General features: G+C 49.1%; 14 protein-coding genes. 8 read left to right on the top strand and 6 right to left on the bottom strand.

Going from position 1 to position 24,510, the window contains the following annotated elements; genetic code table 11:
• Positions 1–85: 85 nt before the first annotated feature.
• On the bottom strand, positions 86–1,900 hold the full coding sequence (pepF, locus tag BLS15_RS00835; protein WP_090509351.1) for an oligoendopeptidase F: 1,815 nt from the start codon (positions 1,898–1,900) through the stop codon (positions 86–88).
• A gap of 234 nt (positions 1,901–2,134) precedes the next feature.
• Positions 2,135–6,808, bottom strand: coding sequence for an S-layer homology domain-containing protein (locus BLS15_RS00840; RefSeq protein ID WP_028531827.1), 4,674 nt, complete (start codon positions 6,806–6,808; stop codon positions 2,135–2,137).
• Positions 6,809–7,198: 390 nt separating this feature from the next.
• Here BLS15_RS00840 and BLS15_RS00845 point away from each other — a divergent pair, with 390 nt between their 5' ends.
• The 3 genes from BLS15_RS00845 (at position 7,199) to BLS15_RS00855 (ending at position 11,591) form a co-directional block, all read left to right on the top strand.
• Complete coding sequence (locus tag BLS15_RS00845) at positions 7,199–8,944, top strand: ABC transporter ATP-binding protein (RefSeq protein ID WP_028531826.1); 1,746 nt, start codon at positions 7,199–7,201, stop codon at positions 8,942–8,944.
• Complete coding sequence (locus tag BLS15_RS00850; RefSeq protein WP_090509353.1) at positions 8,941–10,734, top strand: ABC transporter ATP-binding protein; 1,794 nt, start codon at positions 8,941–8,943, stop codon at positions 10,732–10,734. Before BLS15_RS00845 ends, BLS15_RS00850 begins: the two co-directional genes overlap by 4 nt.
• 113 nt (positions 10,735–10,847) lie before the next feature.
• On the top strand, positions 10,848–11,591 hold the full coding sequence (locus BLS15_RS00855) for a YwaF family protein (RefSeq protein ID WP_090509356.1): 744 nt from the start codon (positions 10,848–10,850) through the stop codon (positions 11,589–11,591).
• 493 nt (positions 11,592–12,084) lie between these two features.
• Here BLS15_RS00855 and BLS15_RS00860 read toward each other — a convergent pair whose 3' ends face one another.
• Positions 12,085–12,990, bottom strand: a complete 906-nt coding sequence (locus BLS15_RS00860; protein ID WP_021254523.1) for a LysR family transcriptional regulator — start codon at positions 12,988–12,990, stop codon at positions 12,085–12,087.
• Positions 12,991–13,193: 203 nt separating this feature from the next.
• Between BLS15_RS00860 and BLS15_RS00865 the strand changes: the two genes are divergently transcribed.
• Positions 13,194–14,198 (top strand): DMT family transporter, encoded by a 1,005-nt coding sequence (locus BLS15_RS00865; protein WP_021254522.1) that lies wholly within the window; start codon positions 13,194–13,196, stop codon positions 14,196–14,198.
• Positions 14,199–14,288: 90 nt separating this feature from the next.
• On the opposite strand, the gene BLS15_RS00870 is transcribed toward BLS15_RS00865, so the two are convergent.
• The 3 genes from BLS15_RS00870 to BLS15_RS00880 all read right to left on the bottom strand — a co-directional run bounded on the left by BLS15_RS00870 (position 14,289) and on the right by BLS15_RS00880 (position 18,024).
• A complete protein-coding gene (locus BLS15_RS00870; protein ID WP_021254521.1) occupies positions 14,289–15,794 on the bottom strand; it encodes a leucyl aminopeptidase in 1,506 nt (501 codons plus the stop codon).
• 133 nt (positions 15,795–15,927) lie between these two features.
• A complete protein-coding gene (locus tag BLS15_RS00875) occupies positions 15,928–17,349 on the bottom strand; it encodes an ATP-binding protein (RefSeq protein ID WP_021254520.1) in 1,422 nt (473 codons plus the stop codon).
• Between the two features lie 267 nt (positions 17,350–17,616).
• Positions 17,617–18,024 (bottom strand): hypothetical protein, encoded by a 408-nt coding sequence (locus tag BLS15_RS00880; RefSeq protein ID WP_021254519.1) that lies wholly within the window; start codon positions 18,022–18,024, stop codon positions 17,617–17,619.
• A gap of 180 nt (positions 18,025–18,204) precedes the next feature.
• Here BLS15_RS00880 and BLS15_RS00885 point away from each other — a divergent pair, with 180 nt between their 5' ends.
• From BLS15_RS00885 to BLS15_RS00900, 4 genes are all read left to right on the top strand, one after another.
• Positions 18,205–18,438, top strand: a complete 234-nt coding sequence (locus tag BLS15_RS00885; protein ID WP_021254518.1) for a KTSC domain-containing protein — start codon at positions 18,205–18,207, stop codon at positions 18,436–18,438.
• Positions 18,439–18,574: 136 nt separating this feature from the next.
• A complete protein-coding gene (locus BLS15_RS00890) occupies positions 18,575–19,120 on the top strand; it encodes a DUF4912 domain-containing protein (protein ID WP_161627136.1) in 546 nt (181 codons plus the stop codon).
• Positions 19,117–22,080: a 1,4-alpha-glucan branching protein domain-containing protein gene (locus tag BLS15_RS00895; protein WP_021254516.1), complete on the top strand. Its 2,964-nt coding sequence runs from the start codon at positions 19,117–19,119 to the stop codon at positions 22,078–22,080. The genes BLS15_RS00890 and BLS15_RS00895 overlap by 4 nt, the downstream gene beginning before the upstream one ends.
• Positions 22,077–24,506, top strand: a complete 2,430-nt coding sequence (locus BLS15_RS00900; RefSeq protein ID WP_021254515.1) for a sugar phosphate nucleotidyltransferase — start codon at positions 22,077–22,079, stop codon at positions 24,504–24,506. The genes BLS15_RS00895 and BLS15_RS00900 overlap by 4 nt, the downstream gene beginning before the upstream one ends.
• The last annotated feature ends 4 nt before the right edge of the window (positions 24,507–24,510 follow it).

Raw genomic sequence — 24,510 nt, forward strand, 5'->3', positions numbered from 1 at the left:
ATGCCCAGTCCCTAATTAGGCAGCATACACCTCATGCGAAGATCACTGTTACCATTCCTTACTCTCTACCACAACAAAAACTCGATTACTCGTACAAGCTTATCAATTCATCAACAAGCTCGCCTACATATGATACAGCTTCTCGGATCGTATTCGTATCGGACATATCCACACCAGCCAGCTTCATCAGCTCCAATGGAGGCAAGGAGCCTCCAGCCTTCAGCGCCGTCAGCCAACGTTCTACTGCCGGCTGTCCTTCCTCGCGGATGCGCTTGGCTGCTGCCGTCGATGCTGTTAAACCTGCTGAATACGTATATGGATATAAGGACATGTAATAATGCGGCTGACGCATCCAAGTCAGTTCCGAACCTGGATCCATCACAACGGCATCGCCCCAGAAATCGCTCTGGACTTGCCTCTTCAGCTGCGACAGCAGATCAGCGGTAAGCGGCTCTCCCTGTGAAGCAAGCTCATATACCCTGCGCTGCATCTCACCTTCGAGCAAATGCGTTACAAAATTATGATAATACGTATTCAGCAGCTGCGTAATAATCCAGCGTCTCATCCGAGGATCATTCGACGACTGACGGAACAAGTGGTCTGCCAGCAACATCTCGTTCATGGTGGACGGAGCCTCGATAAAATATAGCGATGGACGTGTGTTGGATATCCGCTGATGCTTATGTGCCAGCATGAAGTGCCCCGCATGGCCCAACTCATGAGCCAGAGTGAATGCTCCCCGCATGCTTCCTGTCCATGTCATCAATATGTAGGAATGGGAATCATAAATTGATGAGCAGAATGCCCCTGTTGATTTGCCTACATTATCCGCATAGTCAATCCATCGATTTTGGATGGCATCCTGCATAATTGCTGTGTACTCCGGCCCCATGACCTGCAGCGCCTCTACTACCTGCTGCGCTGCTGTCTCGAACGAGACCTCCGGATCGTATTCAGGGTCGAATGGAGCCTTCAGATCGCTAAAGCGGAGTTCATCAAGACCGAGAACACGCTTTTTGAGCTTTGCCCATTTCCGCATGTGTGGAGCCAACTCGGCTTGAATTGTATCTAAGATTGCGTGATACATCTGCTGTGTCACTTGCTGTTTATGCAGCAGCATATCGGTTACATGATCATATCCGCGAAGCTTCGCAAGCACGACCTGCTTCTTCACTTCTGTTGCATATGAAGCCGCAACCCCGTTGCGATATGCATGCAGCGTTTCGGAAAATGATCGGAACGCTTCTCTTCGCAAGTATGTATTCGGAGACTCCACATATCGATTCTCAAATAGAGCAAAAGACAGGGGATAGGTCTTACCCTCCTGATCGGTAACGGGTTCAAACGCCATGTCCGAAAGCTTGATCTGATTATAAATTTTGTACGGAGCTCCTAAGACGTTGTCAAGTGCTGCGAGCGTCAATTCCGTCTCGCTGCTCAGCCGATATGGCTTCTTGCTTGCAATCTGATCCAAATAGGGCTTGAACTCCAGAAGCTTAGGCTCTTCTTCATAATATGCGGGCAATGCATCGTCGCTCATGTCACTAAATTCAGACTCGAAGAAGGATAGAGCAACGGACACTTCAGCCATCATATCCTGCGCACGGCTGTTATTTCCCTGATTCACTGGATTCGTGCTGTCTTCCGTCAACCGCAAATGTGCATAACTGCCGCATAACTGCGCACGGCTCCAAATGACATCCATTGCTTCCAGACAAGCCAGCAATGTACCAGCACCCTCATGCAATTTGCCTGTGAAGCGGGTGACTGAACTCAAATCAGCTGTAATCGCTTGCAATTCCTCAAGCCATTTTGCTTCGGATTCGAATAAATCCTCCAATCTCCATGTCGCTTCCAGAGGGACTTCTGATCGTTTCATACGCGTTGCTTGCGTAACCATTCGTCCATCGCTCCTTTTCCCAAAAGTGGTAGTTGTGCATACTGTTATTCTACTACGATTCCGCCCTCCTTGCGAATCGAGATTGATTATAAAGGCCGCCTGTTGGAGGTTCGAATTCCCTCCATTGAAAGCCCTCCACACCAGCTAATTTGCAACCTAGGGTGAAGGGCTCCTTTTCAATTCCACATCATGAAACGGTTCGGGAAGGAATCGATCCTAACTCATTCCCTATTACTAACGATTGATATATGCAGATTGCTGCAGCATTCTCTTCAGCACTACGACGCCTTCAGCGCGCGTAGCAGTTCCATTCGGAACAAAAGAGTTTGTATTGCGCCCTTCCATAAGTCCTTTGCTCACGACCGCAGCTACAGCATCCTTAGACCATGCGGCAATCTCATTCTGATCCTTAAAGGATTGGAGAATTGCCTCCGTATTCACATCGGTATCCTTTACCCCAGCAATCTCAGCAGCTCGTAGTATGAGCAGACTCATCTGCTCACGCGTGAGCAGTGCATTCGGGCTGAAGTGGTTGCTGTCCGTACCTTGAATCAGTCCCTGCTCTACCGCTGCTCCTATTGCACCTGCATACCAATCTTGGGACTGGACATCGACGAATGGCATCACACCTGCCTTCTCCTTCATGCCGAGCGCTCGCACAACCATCGCTGTAAATTGGGCACGCGTCAGCTTCCCTCCCGGAGAGAAGCGGGTGTCACTCGTTCCCTTCACTATCAGCTTGGATGCCAGCAATAAGATATCTTGCTCAGCCCAGTGTCCCGGTATGTCCGCGAACATTGGCGGCTGCACTTCTGCAGTGCCGTATATCCCCGTCCCCGATAGCTTGAGCAGCACTTCCAAATCCCCTTCACGAGATTCAAATAAGGCAGGGACGAACGCGTAACTTCGTGATTTCCCATCATAATCAATTGCCGTCATTCGATTTCGATCAACTGCAATCGCTGGGAGCTTGAATCGATATTCCGCCCGTTCCCCCTTGAACGCAATCGCCTGCACTTCTTCCCCTTCCTTCACGACTAATCCAATTTCGATCGCGGGCCCTATCTTCTTGGAACCATCCTGCAATAATCGTTGCTGGAGTGCTCTATCCTGTTCTTGCAACAACGTCCCGATACGAATCTGAAGCTCCCTAGACTTCTGATTACTGCTGTCTTTCAGGGCGGAGTTCATCGCGTGAAGCGGCAGCTTCAGGACACCTTGCGGCGATTCGATGACAATGCTGGATTGTGGAAGCTCCTTCGCAGCTTGCACCGCGCCTAATACCGGAATGCTAACTTCCAGCACTTCCTGCACATTCGCAATCGAATATTTCAGAATAGGGTCAGACAATGAAGAAGCTTGTTTCTTGAACTGTTCGATCTCTTCCTGCATCGGAGCAAGATTTACCTTCGCTGCGGTCACTTGACGTCCATCCCGATCTTGTCGATAAGCAATGGACAGCCGCTCTAGTTTATTCGGTGTCGCAGGCTGCTGCGAGACAGCTCCCGAACCGCTAGATGGATTCGAACCTCCTGGATTCGGATCCGTGCCGCCTGAATCGGTGCGGATGATGTCAATCGTTCGACTGTTCGTCTTATATTTATCTACAAACACAGTAATCGTTACGCTGTTCCGGCCAACTGATAGCGGGATGTTGGATTTGAAGCCGCCGTTTGCGTCAATAATCGCGGGCTTACCATTCAAAAACACCTCAGCCTTCCCTGTGCCCAGCACCTCAACCTGACCCTCCACCACTATCTCGCGGTTCGAAGTCTGCCGCCCTTCATCGTCTTGCCATCCGCTAAGCACAGCTGCCCGTATCGAGTTACCCACGTCATACGCGTTCGCCACAAGCTGGCGCAGCGTTCGCGTCCCAGAAGGATCGACGGTTGTAATGACGAATCCCCCCTGCGGAATGACACTGTTATTCTGCTCCGGTACAGCCCAGTTCCATTGGATCGCTTGTTTACGATTGACCACATTCGTCACTTTACCGCCGGCATCTACAACAACCTCGACCCCGAATTGATTCGTGCCCGTTGAATAACCGAACGCGTCGGTCAGCACATTCACATTGCCCTCGACTCGGTTCACATTATAATAGCTCCCTTCCATGAATGAATCCGGGCTGCCTGGCAAGCTGATGCCAAGCTGATAATCCTTCACATATTCCTCATCCCGGAGGGCCGCCGAAGCTATAGGCCAGTTGATCTGGGAGGCATCGAACAACATTAGACCATTCGTGGTAGCCAATCCAGCCTGAAATACCTCCCGCTGCACTGACGGAGTCTGTACATTGACAAGGGATATCCCCGCATATAGCGGAATCTCTCCATTGGTCACGATATTGCCAAGCGTGATGTATTTCTTCACTTCCTTGCTGGTCGTCTGATAGGCGCCGATCATTAAGAAGTCTAAGTATTCAATGTAGCCCGTATCATAATATTCCGGCGTATAGACAGATTGATCAGGCATCCCTAAGCGTGTGTCATAGCGGAAATTACGGCTCCCCCAATTGACACCGTTCAAATAATACGTCTCATACCAAGAACCTACATAGGAGGACACTTGGATCGTCCGTCCCGTTGAGACTTCATAGGAATCAACGAGTGCCTTCACTTCGGCAAAGAAGCTCTTGATCGCCCCGGAACGGAATTCCCACCAGTCTTGAATCAATGGCCCGTATACCCGGACGTTCTGCTCATATCGGTAAATATCGGCCGGCCAGTTCTGCAACTGCTTGCCCCTTGCTTGCAGGAACTGCTCGAATTTGATCCGAGTGACGTCACTGAAATCAGCCGTTTCGTTATCATATCTCCCCCGATCGTGGACGACTCCATCGACATCGTAGTTTTTGATCACTTCTTCGAACGTTTTTAATTGATATGCTCTCACCTCATCGTCTGAAGGATTAACGAATGCAACGAGCCCCTTTTTCGCGCTTTCCCGAAGACGCTTGATCTCCCCGTTGTTTTCTGGAACGTAGATACGCTCCTCCCAATTCAAGTGCTGATCGAGCACTGCGTACTCGTTATGGGCGATCGAACCTTCCGCAAATACATTCAGAGATGCGTGCACCTTTAAGCCAAGCGCATGGCCATGCGAAATAAATTCCTGCAGCAGGTCGAGATTCGGATTCGAGCCTGCCTTCTCCGGCGCTTTTATCTCACTCACGTACGGTCTTCCGGTCAGATCGTTCTTCTTATAGGATACGAACCCCTCTACCCCTTTCACATCGAAGACGACCGTCGTCACGCCTAAGTCCTTTGCCTTCTTCAGGAAGGCCAGCACTTGCTCGCTGGATTGGAACTTCCGAGCATTCGCTGCCTGATCGACCCATAGAATGATGTCCTTCTCAGGTGCAAATCCCGGTCTGCTGAACACGACCATATTTCGCTTATCCTGTTCCTTTCCGTTTTTCATAACCACAATATCCACATAGTTCGTACCCCTGCTCAGCGTAACGGGAACTGAGAAGGTACCATCCGCAGCGAAAGTCTCCTGCTTCCCATGGATCAATAATGCCGTCGACTCAGGATGATCGATATTCACAATCCGCCCAGTAACCACCGTCTGGTTGTCTGTTACGGTATACATCAGCTCATTATCCAGCGTCAGTCTTGCAATCGCTCCATTGCCGCTTCTCACATCCTTAACAGAGACTACCTCTCCGTTTTTGCGAAGCTTAATCTGATCCCCCGCCTTGAAATGAACCGCTAGATACCGTTTGATGAAGTTCGTCGTATAGCTGTCGTCCTGTGCCATTAATACATAACCGCCATCTGGGATTTCCAGAGTAGTTGGCCCCGTCCAGACAGGAGGCTTGCCATTAATAGAAGGATTGACGACACGAAGCACACGATTATGTTCGTCTACTTGAACAGCAACATTGTATTGAGGAACGACAATCGAGGAGCCATAATCACGTGTAAATAAGGCAACTACATTTCCGTGTGCGGCGATGTCTTCGTCTACAGCATCAATTTTATGCCGAGGCCCTTGAATTTCGATTGTGACATCGATTGGAGCAGCCTCAACCTCGATATAGTCTGAGCCCTGCCCGGAGCGTTCATAGGTTGCGGTGATGTTGGACACTGCCAGCTCTGTATCGCCTTGCAACAAGCGCACCGTGATAAGGTTAGCACCTAATGTCAGATACACTTGCTGCAGAAAGCTGCCGTTCGCGGTAATACTCGCCTGCTTCCCACCGATGACAACCTGGATATTCTGGTTCTCTCGATAATTCGCAACATAGCCTTTGACCGCAATCATGGGTACCGTTACCGTTGAATCCGAAGGGGTAATGAGATGCAGTTCAGGCTTCAGTTCAGGCTCAGGCTTCTGATTGCGGAAATCAGCTGCCGTCACTTCCTTGCCGCCTCTCATTAATCGAATGTGATCTCCAACGCCATAATGATGGAATAGTAGTTTTTGATGAATCGAAGAGTCCCAAGTGGTTCTACCAGAGAGCACGATATAGCCCTCCTCTGGAATTGCAATACTTATGTCGTCATCCCATGACACCGGAGGATCAGCATCAGGGCCATATACAGCTTCTACAACACTGTGACGATTGACCACGAGGGCCACATCATATTTTTTGACGAACACTTCATTGCCGTACACCGTATTCGTCACACCGGCTCCACTCGTATATAAGGCCAAGTAATCGGTTTTGTTCACTAATGAATCCCCAGGGGAATTAATATCGCTAATTACAAGCGACTGCGTTGCATCCTGCGAGACGACGGTGACAGGGTCTGCCTCACCCGATGGAAGAAGCAGTTGTTCGATTGGGGGCAGATCCGCCTCAGCCTGCGCATAATTAGGCACGGCCTGCAGCAGCGTGGAGAAAAGGAGAACGGCAACAAGCCAGATGGACAACGGTCTCAGCAAGATGTATCTCATTACGATTACCACCTTTCAGGAGAACAATTTAGGATTTATGCGCTGATACACGCATAGCACTCACGTGTGTATGTTCACCCCCCTTTGACCTTCTCGTTACAGTAATGATTGCCTCCACATTGTAGTGGTAAAACGCTTACATCATAAGCGGTTTCGCATTACCTTTTCTGGTAAAATCATGTTCATTTTTGTAGTCTTCCTATATTTGAAACCTTCTACTCGATGCGAATCCCGGACGCCCCTACGGAATAGTCAGAGAATAAACTTCTTAATTCATTTTTTATCTTGCAGCTTCCATTATTTAGTGTATGATAGGAATTATTTCATTCGACGCTTCTTCCTTCGCATGACGTAGAAGCCTCATGTCGTTCACAGATTGGAGGTCATCTTATGTCCCAGAACACATCCATATCAATGACTTGGCTGCTTCGGTATCTATATCCGGTAAGGGGCCGGCTGCTGCTGCTGCTGATTATGCTGCTCGTGTCCACTGCATGTCAGCTCATTAATCCTCAGCTTGTGCAGCAATTCATCGATACAGCCGCAGCTCAAGGTGCAATATCCACCCTTCTCACACTTGCAGGCATTTATCTGCTCATTGCTGTTTTCGCCCAGTTTATTACGGTTGCGATAAGCTATGTTGGCAATGATATCTCATGGCGCGCAACCAATACATTACGCGGTGATCTCTTGCGGCATTGCCTCGAATTGGATATGCATTTCCATAACCGCAAGACGCCTGGCGAGATGATCGAGCGAATAGACGGCGATGTAACCGGCATGTCCAACTTCTTTGCCATGTTCATTGCGCAAGTCATCGGCAGCTTCATCCTGCTCATCGGTATTCTAGGCTACATGTTCACCGTTAATTGGCCGATTGCAGCTGTCATGACTATATTTACGCTTCTCTCCATCGGCTCTATGGTATTTATTCGCAACATGGGCGTGAATAGCTCCAAGGACGAACGTTCTGCAAGCGCCGCCTTATTCGGCTTGATTGAGGAACGAATCGCGGGTATCGAGGATGTGCAAGCGAATGGGGCTGTGCCTTATGTCATGAATCGATTCCATGGTGCGATGCGGAAGGTGTTCTTATCCGGCCGCAAAGCTTGGATGCTGCGGGTTATTCCATGGAACAGCACGGTCGTACTCTTTTCGATCGCTGTGACGGTTGTACTGTTATTGGGCGTCCATTACTATTTGATCGGTCAAATATCGCTCGGAACGCTGTTTCTCATTTTCCAATACACGCAAATGTTAAATACGCCTATTGAGCAGCTGGGAGATCAAATTCAGGAATTCCAAAAGGCCAAATCCGGCATGCTTCGCGCTCGCGAACTCCTCTCCCTTCGCAGTGAGATTGAAGATGGAACGAAGACGCAGCTGCCAGATGGAGCTCTCGGTCTGGAATTCAAGCAGGTTACCTTCGGCTATAACGAAGATAAGCTCGTGCTTCACGACATCAGTTTCGACGTTCAGCCAGGCCAGCGACTTGGCATCATTGGCCGTACGGGAAGCGGCAAGTCCAGCATTAGCCGTCTGCTGCTTCGTCTATACAACATCAACAGCGGAACCATTCGAATTGGCGGCGAGGATATTCGCAGCTTGAAGCTGGAGACGCTGTACCGCCGCGTAGGAATGGTGACGCAAGACGTGCAGCTCTTTGACGGAACGCTGCGCGACAATCTAACCTTATTCGATCCGAATGTATCGGACGAGAGCATCTTGGAGACAACCGCGAAGCTCGGGCTGCGGCAATGGATCGATGGACTGTCTAATGGACTCGATACCCATTTGTCCTCGGGGGGTACTTCGCTATCCGCAGGTGAGGCTCAATTGTTCGCCTTGACACGTGTATTTCTGACGAATCCAAGTATTATTGTGCTTGATGAGCCTTCATCACGGCTGGATGCCGCAACAGAAGCAATGCTACAAGTTGCAGTCGATCAGCTGATGGAACAGTGTACGGGCATTGTCATCGCCCATCGCTTGGCAACGCTCGAGCAGGTCGATACGATCATGGTGTTACAGCATGGACGAATTGTCGAGTTCGGCTCACGCGGGGAGCTTGCGAACACCCCATCCTCGCATTATGCGAGACTGCTTCGAACGGGAATGGAGGAGGAATTGGCATGACCGTAACCCGCTTTATCACCCGATTGTTCCAGTTCCGACCGATGCTCTTTTTTGTAAACGGAATCATGTGGGGCATGTTTCACGCAATCCCCCTGCTCATCGGTCTCGGCATGCAGTGGTTTTTTGATCGCGCCACTTCACAATCTCATGATTATATGTGGCTTGCGGTTCCGTTAATTGTTATCGCACTTGTACGCATACTGCGGGTTGGCGTGTTTTTTGCAGCATTCTACCAGTGGGTCACTTATATCTACCATATCCAAGCAGTACTACGTACCAACATGCTGGCAGGCATTATGCGTTGGCCGGGACGGCATCTTCCGGCTTCCCCCGGAGATGCTGCCAGCCGCTTCCGCGACGATGTGAATGAAGTCGTGGATTACGTGGAATCATGGGTCGACTTCTGGGGGCGATTGGCCTTCACCATCGTATCCATCATCATTATGGCCAACATCAATTGGCAAATTACCGTAGTTGCAATCCTGCCACTGCTTGCTGTTACCGTGCTGAACAACCTATCGGGCAATCGCGCACGGCGCTATAGCCAGCAGAACCGAGAAGCAACATCGAAAATTACAGGATTCATCGCGGAGATATTCGGAGCAGTGCAGGCACTGAAGCTTGGGCAGGCTGAACGCCATGTGCACCAGCGCTTCGTCGGGCTGAACGAGAATCGTCGTCAAGCTGCCCTTAAGGATACGCTATTCACGCAATGGATGAAGTCGCTGAATCAGCATGTGCTTACCATCAGCACGGGCGGAATTCTGTTGATGTGCGCAACAGAAATGCAGGCAGGGCGGTTCTCTGTAGGAGACTTCGCTCTATTTACCTCCTACTTGACGAACTTCGCCTTCAGCATATCCTTGTTCGGCTATATGGTCTTTCAACATAAGCGCCTGCAAGTATCTCTCGATCGAATGCGCATCTTATTCCAGCCGGGAGAAGAAGATCGAGTCGTGGAACACAGCGAAATTTATCTGAATGAAGATCCTCTGGCTCCACCTGTTCGCACCCTTACTGATTCAGAACAGCTGCAATCCTTGGAGGTTGATCAGGTATCATTCACCTATCCGGATTCTGAACATGGCATTCACGATATTCAATTTCGCGTGAATCGAGGCGAGTTCCTCGTCATTACCGGTAGGATCGGTTCGGGGAAATCCACGCTGATGCGTACATTGCTTGGTCTGCTGAAAAAATCAGAAGGAACAATACGCTGGAACGGGAAGGAGATTGATCCTGCATCATTTCTCACCCCGCCCAAAGCGGCCTATACGCCGCAGGTGCCTCGCTTATTCAGCGACCCGCTTCGGGAAAATATCATTATGGGCAGTCATGATCGAGAGAAAGATGCATTGGAGCACGCCATTCGTCTAGCAGTCATGGAGCGGGATATGGAACAGCTTGAAAATGGTCTTGATACGTATGTAGGGCCTCGCGGGGTAATGCTCTCCGGCGGACAAATTCAACGGGCGGCAACTGCAAGGATGATGATGACCCAATCTGATCTATATTTGTTCGACGATCTGTCCAGCGCCCTTGATGTGGAGACCGAGCAGCTGCTCTGGGAGCGATTATTCACCGAGCGTGATGTCACCTGCATTGCCGTGTCGCACCGCCGCGCTGCCTTAAGCAGGGCTGATCATATTATCGTAATGAAGGATGGCCGCATCGTGGCAGAAGGGACACTGCATGAGTTGCTCGCAACATGTGCAGAAATGCAGCTGCTCTGGCAAGGCGAGCATTCCTCTACGGAGGAAGTACCGAAGGAGGAACTGATCAGTTCCTAGTGGATTGCTCTACTCACTTCTCACAACTTACAACTAGCTCTACCACAACTCATGCTTCATCTGCATAAAGAAATTTAGCAAGAATCCCATGTGAAAAGGAGGATGGCATCTCCATGTCTTGGTTCTCTCCACAGGCAGCAGACACGTTCAAGGCATTCTCTTCAGCACATATGGGGGCACTGTTTCTATTTATTGTGACAGTGCTCCTCTTATATCGATGGCGTCATTGGTTTCGACAGGAGAAACATAACCGATACGGCAGATGCATCCTAATAAGTTTGCTCGTCCTATCTGAAGTAACCTTGAATATATGGTATGTGGCAACAGGGATATTCCGTGCGGCGGATACACTCCCGTTCGAGCTATGCAGCATCTCCTTATACATGTGTGTGCTCATGCTCCTGTTCCGAAGCAAGAAGATATTCCATATTGTTTATTTTACCGGTATCGGGGGAGCACTCCAGGCTCTGCTAACACCAGCTCTGGACTATCCGTTCCCGCATTTCCGATTCGTCCAGTTCTTCATCGCCCATATCGCAATCATCCTCGCGGTGCTGTATATGGTCTGGGTAGAAAATGTGCGGCCTACGTGGAAATCAATCGGTTATGCGATGCTGTTCCTTAATGTTCTGCTCGTTGTAGTTGGGGGTGTCAACTATATAACAGGCGGGAACTACATGTTCTTGGCTCACAAGCCGGAAACTGCTTCCTTAATGGATGTGCTGGGGCCTTACCCGTGGTATCTTCTATCACTCGAGGGTGTTGCGCTGGGAATGTTCATTGTCTTGTATCTTCCATTTCTTATTGCAGGACGACTGCGTACAAGCAGCAGTACCGATAAAAATCTGCGAGGCTGATTCAGAGTGCCTATTGGAGCAGCAGCCATTGCGAAATGATCATGCATATCAAAAAAAGGATTGTGCCTCCGCACAATCCTTTCTCTTATTTTCATGGTAATCATCATATTCATCGCAATCACAGATTACAATTTATTCCTCTGGCTTGTATAATAGATATGTACAACACACCTTGAGTGGTTGGCTCCCTCCAGAAAGGAGGTGAGTCTATGAACTTCTCCTTCTCCGATGTTATCATGTTCGCTACGTTTCTCGTCGCGCTACTGACGTACATGGATAGAAAAAAGAAGTAACCACTCATGGTTAGCCGCCGTGGGTTACTTCTCTATAGCTATATGAAATTTATGGAGCGGAAAATCCACTCAAGATGTTTGTACTGGGAACGGATGGCAGTCCGTTCCTTATTTATTGTATCGCTCTTATTACATATTATACCTGATTACCGCCACTAATCAATTGAAATAAACTACTAATTTCAAGTTTCCAGCTACTCTTATACAGGCATATGCTCCTGTATCCGACGCTTCTCGCGTACTTCCTCCATCGTCTCCATAAAGCGGCGCTCCGCTTCCCCCATATACGTATCACTGCGGCGAATATAGACAACGGATACCATATTGAACGGTTTCGGTATGGTGAATACTTGCAGCTCGCCTTCTTTCTCTAGACGTCTTACTGCGGCCCGAGGGACAACTGTTATGCCGAGCCCAGCTACAACCGTTCCGATAATCGTCTCTAGTGTCCCGAATTCCATCACCTTCGTTGGCGAAATTCCCTCGAGCTGCATCCACTGCTCCAGCTTCGCTCGATATCCGCAACCTTTGCGGAAGACAAGCAGCGGGCGGTGCAGCAATTCCCGCACATGGAATAACGGCTGCTTCCCGTCTACGGCACATTTGCCGCATACGAGCACCAATTCCTCATCGAACACCGGGTACTGTTCTACGTTCGATACCGTTACCGGACCGGATACGAATGCCCCATCCAGCTTGTATTCCAGCACTTCTTCCGTCAGCTTGTCCGTTACCCCTGCCATAAGCGACAGGTCGACCTTTGAATATTTCTGATAGAACAGACTTAATATATCAGGCAATCCGACGACCGTCTCTACTGAACCGATCAGCAGGTTGCCAACAGGATCCTCACTGTCTTGGAACGCCTTCCTCATTTCACTCATGAGCATGGACATCCGCTCTGCATAATAGAGCAGCTTGCGGCCTTCCGCATTCAAGGTCATGCCCCTGCGATGGCGATGAAACAGCGGATGCCCAACCTCCTGCTCCAATGCACGGATGCGAGCCGTTACATTCGACTGCACATACCCCATCTCTTCAGCCGCACGGCTGACACTTCCATGCTCGACGACGGACATGAAAATATGAATGTCACTCAAGTCCATCCTAATTACTCCTTCACACTCTATGTTAGATATCATTATTAGTGATATCTTAAATCACTTTCAATTATTTTACAAGATATCAGAAAAGTCATAATATGAATTTCAGTTGTTATCGAACGTTACTATAAACGGAATTGTTAAGCAATCTCTATTACAGATACAGATAACGCTTGGCATCGTGTGGAGTGGGAGTGAGTGGCATCATGAGTAAGAAACATTTTTGGCAGGGAGCTATGTTTTGCCTCTTTGCAGCAGTAGCATGGGGAGCAATGTTCCCGATTGCCGAGAGCGCGCTGCATCATATCGATCCGTTCTGGTTCTCCGGAATTCGATACAGTATCGTCGGCCTATTACTAGCTGCACTGTTATTGTTCAAGGAAGGCAAGGCAGCATTCAATACAAAGGGACAAACCTTCAAAATATGGCTGCTTGGTCTGTTCGGATTCACTATTTATAACTTCGGCGTATTCTGGGGACAACAGCAGCTCGGCAAATCAGGAGTTCTGCTCGCCTCCATCATGGAATCGTTCATGCCCATGCTGGCTGTACTGTTCGTATGGCTCGTAACGCGCAAAATGCCAAAGATGTCAACACTTGCTTGTGTGATCACCGCATTTATTGGAGTTGTCTTCGTCGTGACGAAAGGCGATCTTCACTCCCTTGCAAATGGAGGACTGAAGCTGCTTCCACTCTTGTCTGTATTTGCAGGGATTACAGGGTGGGTTATTTACACCGTTAGCAGCGGACAGTTCGCTGGATGGTCTGCACTTCGTTTCTCTACCTTGAGCTCGCTGTACGGTGGATTTACAACACTGGCTATCGTTCTCGTCATGACTGCTCTAGGCATCGTCGATGCTCCATCTGTGAGCACGGTTGTATCGATTGCGCCGGAGATGAGCTTCATGATTCTCGCAGCCGGACTGCTCGCCTTGCTGAGCTGGATTCAAGGGGTTCAATTGTTGAAGCCGATTAATGGCATGCTGTTCATTAACTTCGTGCCTGCAACAACGTTCATTATCTCCGTCATACAAGGTTATGAGGTATCTTCTGCAGAGTGGTTCGGCACACTGCTTATCGTCAGCGCTCTAATCGTGAACAATCTGTTGAGCCGCCGTGCATCGGAAGAGGCGGAGACTAAGACAGCCAAATCAACAGCTGAAGTGCGAAGCCGTCTTCCGAAGAAGCGTTCCCATGCACCAACTGGTTAATCCATTCATTTGCACGAACTAACGTAGGCCCCGAACGAATAAAAAGGTGTACCGCGCAAGCGGTACACCTTTAAATAACATAATTGTAAATTACGACAGAATTGTCTCTGCAATTGTCCGAACCATAACTCCAGTTCCGCCCTTCGGATCAACGCCACGGCTGGATGCGAGGAATGCAGTCCCTGCAATATCCAAGTGAATCCAAGGCAATTCGTCAGCGAATGTTCCGACGAACAAGCCAGCTGTAATCGTTCCTGCTCCACCTGGAATAGCATTGCGCAGATCCGCAACGTCGCTCTTCAGCATATCCCAATACTCTTGATTGGAAGGAAGCTGCCATACGAGTTCATTTGTACGGGATGCAGCCGCTTTGAACGTATCGTAGAAGGCATCATCATTCGTTACAACACCTGTTGTAATCGAACCGAGCGCGACCCCGACAGCACCTGTCAACGTTGCTGCATCAATCAGCTTGCTTGCGCCAAGCTCCTTCGCATACGTCATGCCGTCAGCCAGTACAAGGCGTCCTTCCGCATCTGTGTTGAGCACTTCAATGGTACGTCCGCTGTAGGATGTAATCACATCACCTGGCTTCAACGCATTGCCAGCAGGCATATTTTCTGCCGAAGCAATCACGCAGATCACGTTCTTCTGTGGACGAAGGCGTCCAATTACGGACATCGTGCCGAGCATTGCAGCTGCGCCGCCCATATCACAGATCATTTCATCCATTTTCGCAGAAGGCTTCAAGGAAATACCGCCTGTATCGAACGTAATTCCCTTGCCGACGATGCCATAAACATCTGTCCACTCGTCCGTGCCTTGGTATTTCAGAACAATCATGCGTGGAGGATTCACGCTGCCCTTGCCAACGCCGAGCAGACCTCCCATGCCCTTCTCTTCGATCTGCTTCTCATCGAGCACGTGTGCTTCGAAGCCGAACTGTTCAGCCAGTTCCAACGCTTGTTCTGCGAGTGTGCTAGGAACAAGCACGTTCCCTGGCAAGTTCGTCAGGTCACGCGCATACGTTGTACCGAGCGCATAAGCTTGTCCCGTCTTAATGCCTTCGTTCCATGCTTCTGTCGCCAGTTCCGCTGCGTACAGGTTCAGGGATGCAAAGGTATGAGCTGGCTTCGCATCTTTCTTATAGGTAACGCGCTGATAAGCCCCCAAGAGGAAGCCTTCCACCATCATATGTGCGAACGATTGCGCTGCTGCCGCATCAACCTGTACAAGCTGTTCCGGTACGATAACCGCTACACGGCTCAGGCGATGCTTCACCGCTACACGAGCAGCCTCAGCAAGGCTAAGACGTACTTGCTTCTCTGTCAGCGCTTCTTCCTTGCGTCCTACTGCAATCAGAACAGGAGTCTTCTCTTCTCCTGTAGCTACTACATAAGTCTTGCAGCAATCTGCCTCGAACAATCCGCTACGAACTGCTGCCGCACAGGCTTCGGCCCCTGGGAATCCAGATGCATTCTCGAATTCAGCTTTTGTACCAATTACTACAACAGCGTCTGCCTCAATCTGAGCAGATGCAAGTGCTTGAGCTTGAATTTGTACATCATTCATCCATGTTGCATTTGCTAGTTTCATAATGTAATCATTCCTTTGTATTAAAAAATGATGAATGCCAATGTCTCCCTTATTGTACCACAACCCTGATCGTTGTGGCTTCATAACGGCAGACATCGGCTGCGTTGGTGAGGCTTCTTGCCCTTACAAGTATTTATGCGAGCGGCAATCGAATCGTAAACAGCGTCCATTCTCCCTCTTGGCTGTCTACCTCAATTAACCCGCCGTGATTTTTAATAATTCGATAACTGACAGACAACCCGAGTCCAGTACCATCGGCCTTCGTTGTGAAGAATGGATCGAATAAGCGCTCCATCGTCTTCAGGGACATCCCTCTTCCATTATCCCGAATATGTATCTTCGCGAACCGACCGTCCCGCTCCGTCACGATGCGGATATGCCCTTTCCGTACAGCGGCCACATCATCAATCGCGTCAATCGCATTGCGTATCATATTCAATATAACCTGCTTAATCTGCTTCACATCAATGGATACATATAATGAGCCCGAAGCGGAGTTGTCGACTAATTCAATCACGCAGCCTTTCATAACAGCATCGCTTTCGGTCAGGAGAACAACCTCTCGTAGAAGGGATGAGACAGGAACTTCTGAGGTCATAGGAGCTGATGGTTTGGAGGAATTCAGAAATTCAAAGATGATATCATTGGCACGATCAATTTCTGCGAGAATAATCTTCGCGTACTCTTCCTTGCCAAGCTGCATCAGATGCGGCCTGAGCAATTGAATGAAGCCGCGAATCGAGGTTAATGGGTTGCGTATTTCATGCGCAATAGCTGCGGCGATTTTACCAAGAATAGCGAGCTTGTCATTTTGATATGCCGTTTGTTCGATGCGCTTGAAGTCAGATACATCTTTAATGCTAAATAAATAATCGCCATCCATCTGATCCCCGTAGGTGACGGTGACAAGATAATGTCGGTCCAGACGATCGGAGAATTCGTGATAGCGCTTTCTTTGGAGGATAGTATCTTTATAGAGACGGAGGAGCATTTTCCGCTTGTCCCTTTTGAGTAAAGGATGAAAAAGCATTTCACGCAAGGAACAACCTACAAGTGCTTTGCGTGGTACATCCAACAGCTTGGCGGTCTCCACATTAATGAAAGACAGTACGCCGCTGCAGTCAAATAATACGATTCCGCTATCCATATGCTGAAGCACGTTCTCGTATTTGTCACGAACGCTCTTGGTGGAAAATAAAGCTTGTGCGGACTGAATCCAAGGCTCACGTATCGGGTTCAGCGCCACTGCAATCCCCTCCTTGCCTCTCTCTTCTGTCTTTATAGCTATCATCCACTCTAAGAAATATAGAAACGAACGATGAAATGCCTTAACCCCATCATTCCAGTCAACATGGGCCAGAACAGTAAACATTGCATCCTCGTGCAAGCTAAGAAGATCCTGCTGCAGTTCCAGTGAATGTAGCTCCATGGCTAATTCCCTCGCCACATGCAGTTCCTTCTCGTCCCCGTTCATGATATAATTCCACAGCCCTCTACAATATCTTTGAATCCACTCATTCTCACTTCGCACTTGATGCTTGCAGTCCGTGGTCAATGTGGCTCACCTCATTTGTACGGTAACCGTATCCAGGTTCGTCCCAACAGCTTCATCATAGTAAACTTTTGGCAAAATCGTCAACACTAGATAATGTCGAAAATGGACAAATAAACTCATTTCCCTTAAAAGTAAGCTAAAATGCCCATCTCATTGCACGACAAAGAGGCGCCATGCGCCTATCGCCCTACGATGAACGCGCCTCGGAGCACGCTGTTTGACGATCGGCTGCCGCCTCTTCCTCTATCCCTATATGACAGACAGCTTCTATTTCTGCTTCAGCAGCTTCGCTCTGCGACGACTCATTAGGGCCAATCGACGCTTCAGCTCCGCTTCCCATTGTGTATCTTTCCACTGCTTGGCCAATGCAAGTAAATCAAGCGCATTATCGATTTGTGTCTTCACTAGCTCTAGCGGATCATCATGCTCTTGATTAATACAGTTCTCGAACATACCTTCATCATCTGTGTGTACATAGTCACGGAAGTCAATTTCTTCAGCGCCGTCATCTGATGAATATTCCGCCAGTATTTCGTATTCGCTTTCAACTAAGTAATGGACTTCAATGCGATGACAGACCGGACACAGCAGCAGGGGAACATTATGAATGCGTGTTCGATAATGCTGCAGGGTACCCGTTGTCCCGATCATGCTTGCTCCACAACAAAAGCTCATGTTCTCCCTCCTCGCTCTGCGGTAAGCTAAGATTATTGTAGTGTATTCGATAGCTCCTCTAATAATTCCTTTAATTCTGATAAAACTTCCTTCAAACGTCCTACCTTAAGCTCCCCGCGTATAACTGTGCGCCCATGGGCATATAGATGTAAATAATACAAAGAAGCGGGAGGCATACTTATGAAATCAAATGTACTGTTCATCGCCTCGAAGCAAATTCAATACGTACATTATGACGAATCAAACCTCAAATTAGTTGTGCACTATGCAGATGGGAAGCAAGACGCATTTTCATCCATATCGTCAAGCTGGTTCGAGCAGTTAATGCATTCTGACAATCAATACGACGATGTCATGAAACTTTCGGAAGGTCTGTTACATTCAAGCTTGAAGAAGCGTCATGAACATGTATGAGCGTCAATATTGCCAAGTTTGAAATCAAATGTAAAAGCATTTTCATTTTCAAAGGTTCCAATCCTTTTTTCAAATATTCATAAAAGGAACAGACATGAAACACCGATTGCATGGATAGTATAGGTTGAAGCATGAAGTGATTTCCAGGAAAGGAGGAGCGCTTATTCCTGCTGCCGATGCACGGACGCCATCATCCTATCGTCAACATTCTGCCTTGCGATTATTACTTAAAGACCCCTTTACCTTATTCGCCTATTGGTTCATCACAGCACGCACACAAGCAGCCGTAGAGCGACACTATCGAATAGGCTGGAACGAAATGACCAAAGCGATACAGCTGTATGAAGTACCGCGTGCCGATTTCCCTCACTGCAAGCTAGGCGCATCTAACCAAGTATTGCTGCATCCCGTGGAATCGCATGAGAGCTCCGTATATCTGCATCCTGTTAAGCCAAATCGTTCATACATAGCTGATTATGGGATCATTCCGGCATCGCAATCCTTTGTACCACTTGCACGTTCAACATTCGTTCATACCCCCTACTTGCAATCATATGGCGAATTCCCTGAGCAGATGGGTGCCTTACAAGCCATACATTTGGAACAAACAGAAGCTGGATCGCCATTTCCATCATTCTCATCTTATACGTTATATGAAAATCGAGAAGGAGTTTGTGAATGAACGCATTTGTCCCAGTAAGCTCTCATCCCAGCATGCACACGCAAGGATTAGTATCCCTCGTTCTGCATGCACATTTGCCTTATGTGCGCCACCCGCATGTACAGCGCACATTGGAAGAACGCTGGTTTTTCGAAGCCATGTTGGAGACGTACCTCCCTCTGCTTCATACCTTCGGCCAGCTTGAGCGAGACAACATCCCGTTTCGCCTTACGATGACGTTAACCCCGACTTTGCTGTCCATGATGAACGATGCGGAGATGAAAGTGCGGTTTGAATCCCACTTGCAGCGTTCAATTGACTTGGCTGAATCCGAAGTAAAGAGATTGGCAGGCCGCAATGACCTGCAGGACGTCGCTGCAATGTATGTGGAGCGGTGGCATCAATTGAAGTCCATCTACGCTCGGCTCGAAGGCAATGTCATTAATGGATATCGGCATTATGTCCAAAAAGGGAACTTGGAATGCATGACATGTGCTGCAACTCATGCCTTCCTTCCTCTAATTAAGCAGCCATCCCTAGCTTACCTTCAAATTGAGGTGGGGATGCGGGAACACGAGCGGCTGCTCGGCAGACGGCCTCACGGAATCTGGCTGCCAGAGTGTGCCTATGCACCAGAACTTAGCCCGCTACTCCAGGAATGCGGGATTCAATATTTTATTGTCGATCACCATGGATTCGTCAATGCAATGCCGCAGCCAACAGCCATGCATTATGCTCCTATCGATACAGGAGGAGGGGTCTTCGCCTTCGCACGCGATCCAGATTCCTCAAGACAAGTATGGAGCACGCACGAAGGGTATCCGGGTGACCATGATTATCGAGAATACTATCGCGACATCGGCTACGATCTTGGCTGGAACAGTGCAGATGAATGGGATTATATTCGTCCTCACCTGCTGGAAAATGAAGCACGAATCAATACAGGACTCAAATATTATCGTATTACCGGAGTACATGACGTTCCTAAAGAACCATACCGACCAGAATGGGCCCTGCACAAAGCTAGGGAACACGCACGTCACTTCTTGAACAACAGAGAACTTCAACTTGAAGCGGCTCAAGTAGATGGGGATCGCCTTCCGATCGCCATCAGCCCCTATGATGCGGAACTATTCGGACATTGGTGGTTCGAAGGCCCGCTATGGATAGAAGCATTATTCCGAGAGCAGTCGGAACGAACCCGCCATCATACACAACGCATTGAGTTCGTAACACCAAGTGATTACCTATCGCGATACCCCAATCAGGAAAAGGCTCAATTATCGTTCTGTAGTTGGGGACGCGGCGGATATGCGGATGTCTGGCTGCAGCAGGGAAATGACTGGATGTATCCACGTCTTCATGAGACGGAAGATCGAATCCTGCACACTGTATCCCATATCGATAAGGAGGCAGCTTCAAGCTTCCATGACATGCAAGAGCGCATTATCAATCAAGCTATCACCGAATGGATGCTCGCAGCGAGCAGCGATTGGGCTTTCATCGTAGATGCGGGGACGGTGACCGAGTATGCTGGGATGCGAACGACTCAGCATCTGGAGAGATGCCACAACTTGCTGTACATGATTGAGCGGGGCGTATACGACCAAGTACTTGTCGAGCGGATGGAGAGAGAATACCCTTGCTTCCCTACAGTTGATTATCGGCTTCTATCCAGCAGAGCTAGGCATTCAATCGAGCGAATGTACCATTTCAATGCAGCCTATCCCCCTACCAAACGAACTATACCATTCAACTGTCCCCAACCTATTTTGGCACATCATCCACAATATCGTTCCAACAAACGCATCTTAATGATAGCTTGGGAGTTCCCGCCGCTCGTTGTAGGCGGGCTGTCACGAGCTGTATATGATCTCTCCCGTCATTTAAGCAAGAAGCAATGCGAAATTCATGTAGTCACTCGCGAAGTGCCGGGCGCACCTGAATATGAGCTAATGGATGGGGTTCACGTCTATCGTGCTCCACTTATACAGACAGCTTCACCACTAGAGTTCATGGATTGGGTGTTCCATATGAACGCTGCCATTTCATTACTCGTTGATGATCTCATAGATGCCGGTCTGACCTTCGACCTCATGCACGCCCATGATTGGCTCGTCTACCCTGCCGCAGCAGACTTGAAGCAGACTTACCATTGGCCGCTGGTTGCTACCATTCATGCCACCGAGCATGGACGCAATCATGGCCGGCTGCACGGCGAGCTTCAGCAGCGAATCCATGACATGGAAGCAAGCTTGACAGCAGAGGCCGACCATACCATTGTGTGCAGCCATGCCATGATTCAGGAGGTCGCATCTCTGTTCGATCTTACACGGCAGCGCGTTACCATGATACCAAATGGGGTTGACGCGATTGACGCAGCTATATCAGCTGGTTCGATCAACAACCTAGAACATCGCACTGATCTAGTAGATTCCCAACTTCTCTTCTATGTTGGCCGCCTTGTCTATGAGAAGGGCATCCATATTCTCATTGAGGCAATGCCACTTATTATACAGTCTGTTCCACAAGCGAAGCTGATTATCGCCGGTACTGGACCCATGAGACAGCAATTAGAGGCTCAGGCCGCACAGTTAGGACTGCAAGAACATATCCTCTTCGCTGGATTTGTACAGGATGAGGCACGGGATGCGTGGATTGCAGCCTCATCGGTATGTGTATTCCCCAGTCTATATGAACCCTTCGGAATCGTTGCGCTTGAAGCAATGCGGTTCGGAACACCTGTTGTCGTATCAGACACGGGTGGACTCGCTGAAATCATTGATCATGCTGTAGATGGATACAAAGCACTCCCAGGTCATATTGAATCATTAGCATGGCATGTAACGGATCTCCTCCTCCATCCTGAGCGAGCTGCTCAAATGGCTGCAAAAGCACAACAGAAGGTTCGAGCGCACTACGACTGGAATACGATAGCTGTGTCAACGAGACAAGTATATGAAGGAGTGATCGCTCGATGAAGGCAGTGATTATGGCAGGCGGCAAAGGTACACGGCTTCGACCGTTGACACTAGGCACACCCAAGCCAATGGTTCCCCTATTGAATCGTCCGTGCATGGAATACATTATTGAATTGTTGAAGAGGTACGACATTCATCAAATCGCCGTTACCGTACAATATTTGCCCGATGTGATTCGCAACCATTTCGGTGACGGCTCCAAATATGGCGTGCAGCTGCATTATTTCGAGGAGGACGCTCCTCTCGGTACGGCAGGCAGCATTAAGAATGCTGAGTCCTTCCTTAACGAATCGTTCATCGTTATCAGCGGCGATGCCTTGACCGACTTCAATCTGCGCCAGGCCATCCACTATCATAAGGAGAAGCAGGCAATCGCTACGATGGTACTGACGCAAGTAAGCTTGCCTCTCGAATATGGGGTGGTCATGACCGATGATGAGGGCCGGGTCTCCCGCTTCCTTGAGAAGCCTAGTTACGGAGAAATATTCAGCGATACCGTCAATACTGGCATCTATATATTGGAGCCAGAAATATTAGATTGGATTCCGGAGCGGGAAAGCTATGACTTCAGTCTGCATCTCTTCCCAAGACTGCTTCAAGAACAGCAGCGACTATACGGATATACTGCTTCCGGATACTGGTCAGATATTGGAAACTTACAGCAATATCGGCAGACTCAATTCGATATGCTCGATCGCCGCGTAGATGTGCACATTCAAGCAGCAGAACCGATGCCAGGTCTATTCGTAGAGTCAGGCGTAAGGCTCCCTTCCCGTATTAGACTGAGCGGACCTGCCTATATCGGATCAGATTCGATTCTCCACCCTTCCTGCTCGATCGGACCATATACCATTCTCGGCTCCGGCAATATTGTGTTCCCGCACAGCGCACTTACGCGCTCCATCTTGTGGAACGGAAACCGCGTTGCCAAGCACTGCGACATTGAAGATGCGATCCTGCTCCATCGCACGAACATCGGCAGTGATGTACACATTCAAGAAGGCGCCGTTATTGGAAGCGGCTGTACGATCGGCGATAAATCCCATATCCGTTCTCAAGTTAAACTGTGGCCGAACAAAGAGGTTGAAGCGCATAGCATCGTAAATGCTACGCTTATCTGGGGCAATGCAGCTGCCTCACTGTTCAAGGGCAGCAAAATATGCGGAAGTCCGAATAGCGAGCTGACCCCAGAATTTATCGGCAAGCTGGCCTGTGCTTATGGATCGATCCTCAATCGGGAATCATCTATTGTTCTGGCTGCATCTTCGCATCCTTTTGACACCATAATGAAGAATGCCTGTGCAGCAGGACTTCAATCACAGGGCATTCATATCATTGATATCGGAGACGCTCCTCTGGAATGCTTGCGGCATGCTGTTACCACATTGAAGGCCGATGGCGGCATTCATTTCAAGGTACTGTCCGCTAGCGAGGATGCCAAGTTCGAACAAATGGTGATGAACTGGATGGATGCAAGAGGAATGCCATTCGCGAAAGGCTTGGAGCGTAAGATCGAAAATGCCTACTTCCAAGAAGACTTTGCGCGAACACCAATCGAATATATGGGGCGCAGAAGAAGTGAAGAACACGCGATAACCTCCTATTTTACAACACTATCCAAGGCCATTGACTTCAATCTAATTCAATCTGCAAGCTTCAAGCTCATCGTTCAGAGCTCAGGTGCAGAATCGGCACTCGTTCAACAATGGTCTTCTCTGACCGGAGGCATCCTGCTTCATACCCAATCTGATGTGCCATCCCCAGCTGCCGTTATTGAGCATATTCGAAATGTTCAGGCTGACATGGGCATCATGCTGACCGAAGATGAAGGGTTCCGCATCTATATGAGTGACGGCACAAGCATGCATCATAATCATCTTCTTCCGCTACTGCTGCAGGCGCTTGTCCAAACGGGAGTCAACGCGAGCATCGGGGTGCCGATCAGCGCTCCTGTTACAGCAGAGCAGATTGTCAGTCGCAGCGGGGTAAGAGTCGTACGGACGCAGGAGCCGCTTCGCTCCCAGATGGAAGCCACGAGCGGCATCGCCTTGTTGCCTGCGGCACATCGCTTATATGCGATTAGTCTGATTTTGCAGCTCATGGCAGACACCGGACAGCCGCTGAACGGACTTGTTGCGGATATTCCAGCCTTGCATACCGCCATTGAAGAAGTGACCTGCCCCCGTTCTGACAAAGGCAGTGTCATGCGCGAAATGACCGAGTGGGTTCGCCAGTCCTCCTATCGCGCGGAATTTCTAGATGGAATTAAGATTGAGACGCCTGAGGGCTCCATTCTTATTCAGCCGGATCAAGAAGAGCCATTGTTCCGCGTTATTTCACAAGCAGACAGTATGACCAAGGCGCGAATTCTAGCTCATGAATATGCAGGACGGTTAATCCAGACGCAGTCCCCGTTAAGGAAGTGATGAC

This window comes from Paenibacillus sp. cl6col (genome assembly GCF_900102125.1).
Lineage (GTDB): Bacteria > Bacillota > Bacilli > Paenibacillales > Paenibacillaceae > Paenibacillus_B > Paenibacillus_B suaedae.

What these genes read in the sequence shown, in the direction of transcription:
- pepF (WP_090509351.1), bottom strand. Translation starts at nt 1,900, where the DNA reads ATGGTTACGCAAGCAACGCGTATGAAACGATCAGAAGTCCCTCTGGAA.
- BLS15_RS00840 (WP_028531827.1), bottom strand. Translation starts at nt 6,808, where the DNA reads ATGAGATACATCTTGCTGAGACCGTTGTCCATCTGGCTTGTTGCCGTT.
- BLS15_RS00845 (WP_028531826.1), top strand. Translation starts at nt 7,199, where the DNA reads ATGTCCCAGAACACATCCATATCAATGACTTGGCTGCTTCGGTATCTA.
- BLS15_RS00850 (WP_090509353.1), top strand. Translation starts at nt 8,941, where the DNA reads ATGACCGTAACCCGCTTTATCACCCGATTGTTCCAGTTCCGACCGATG.
- BLS15_RS00855 (WP_090509356.1), top strand. Translation starts at nt 10,848, where the DNA reads ATGTCTTGGTTCTCTCCACAGGCAGCAGACACGTTCAAGGCATTCTCT.
- BLS15_RS00860 (WP_021254523.1), bottom strand. Translation starts at nt 12,990, where the DNA reads ATGGACTTGAGTGACATTCATATTTTCATGTCCGTCGTCGAGCATGGA.
- BLS15_RS00865 (WP_021254522.1), top strand. Translation starts at nt 13,194, where the DNA reads ATGAGTAAGAAACATTTTTGGCAGGGAGCTATGTTTTGCCTCTTTGCA.
- BLS15_RS00870 (WP_021254521.1), bottom strand. Translation starts at nt 15,794, where the DNA reads ATGAAACTAGCAAATGCAACATGGATGAATGATGTACAAATTCAAGCT.
- BLS15_RS00880 (WP_021254519.1), bottom strand. Translation starts at nt 18,024, where the DNA reads ATGAGCTTTTGTTGTGGAGCAAGCATGATCGGGACAACGGGTACCCTG.
- BLS15_RS00885 (WP_021254518.1), top strand. Translation starts at nt 18,205, where the DNA reads ATGAAATCAAATGTACTGTTCATCGCCTCGAAGCAAATTCAATACGTA.
- BLS15_RS00895 (WP_021254516.1), top strand. Translation starts at nt 19,117, where the DNA reads ATGAACGCATTTGTCCCAGTAAGCTCTCATCCCAGCATGCACACGCAA.
- BLS15_RS00900 (WP_021254515.1), top strand. Translation starts at nt 22,077, where the DNA reads ATGAAGGCAGTGATTATGGCAGGCGGCAAAGGTACACGGCTTCGACCG.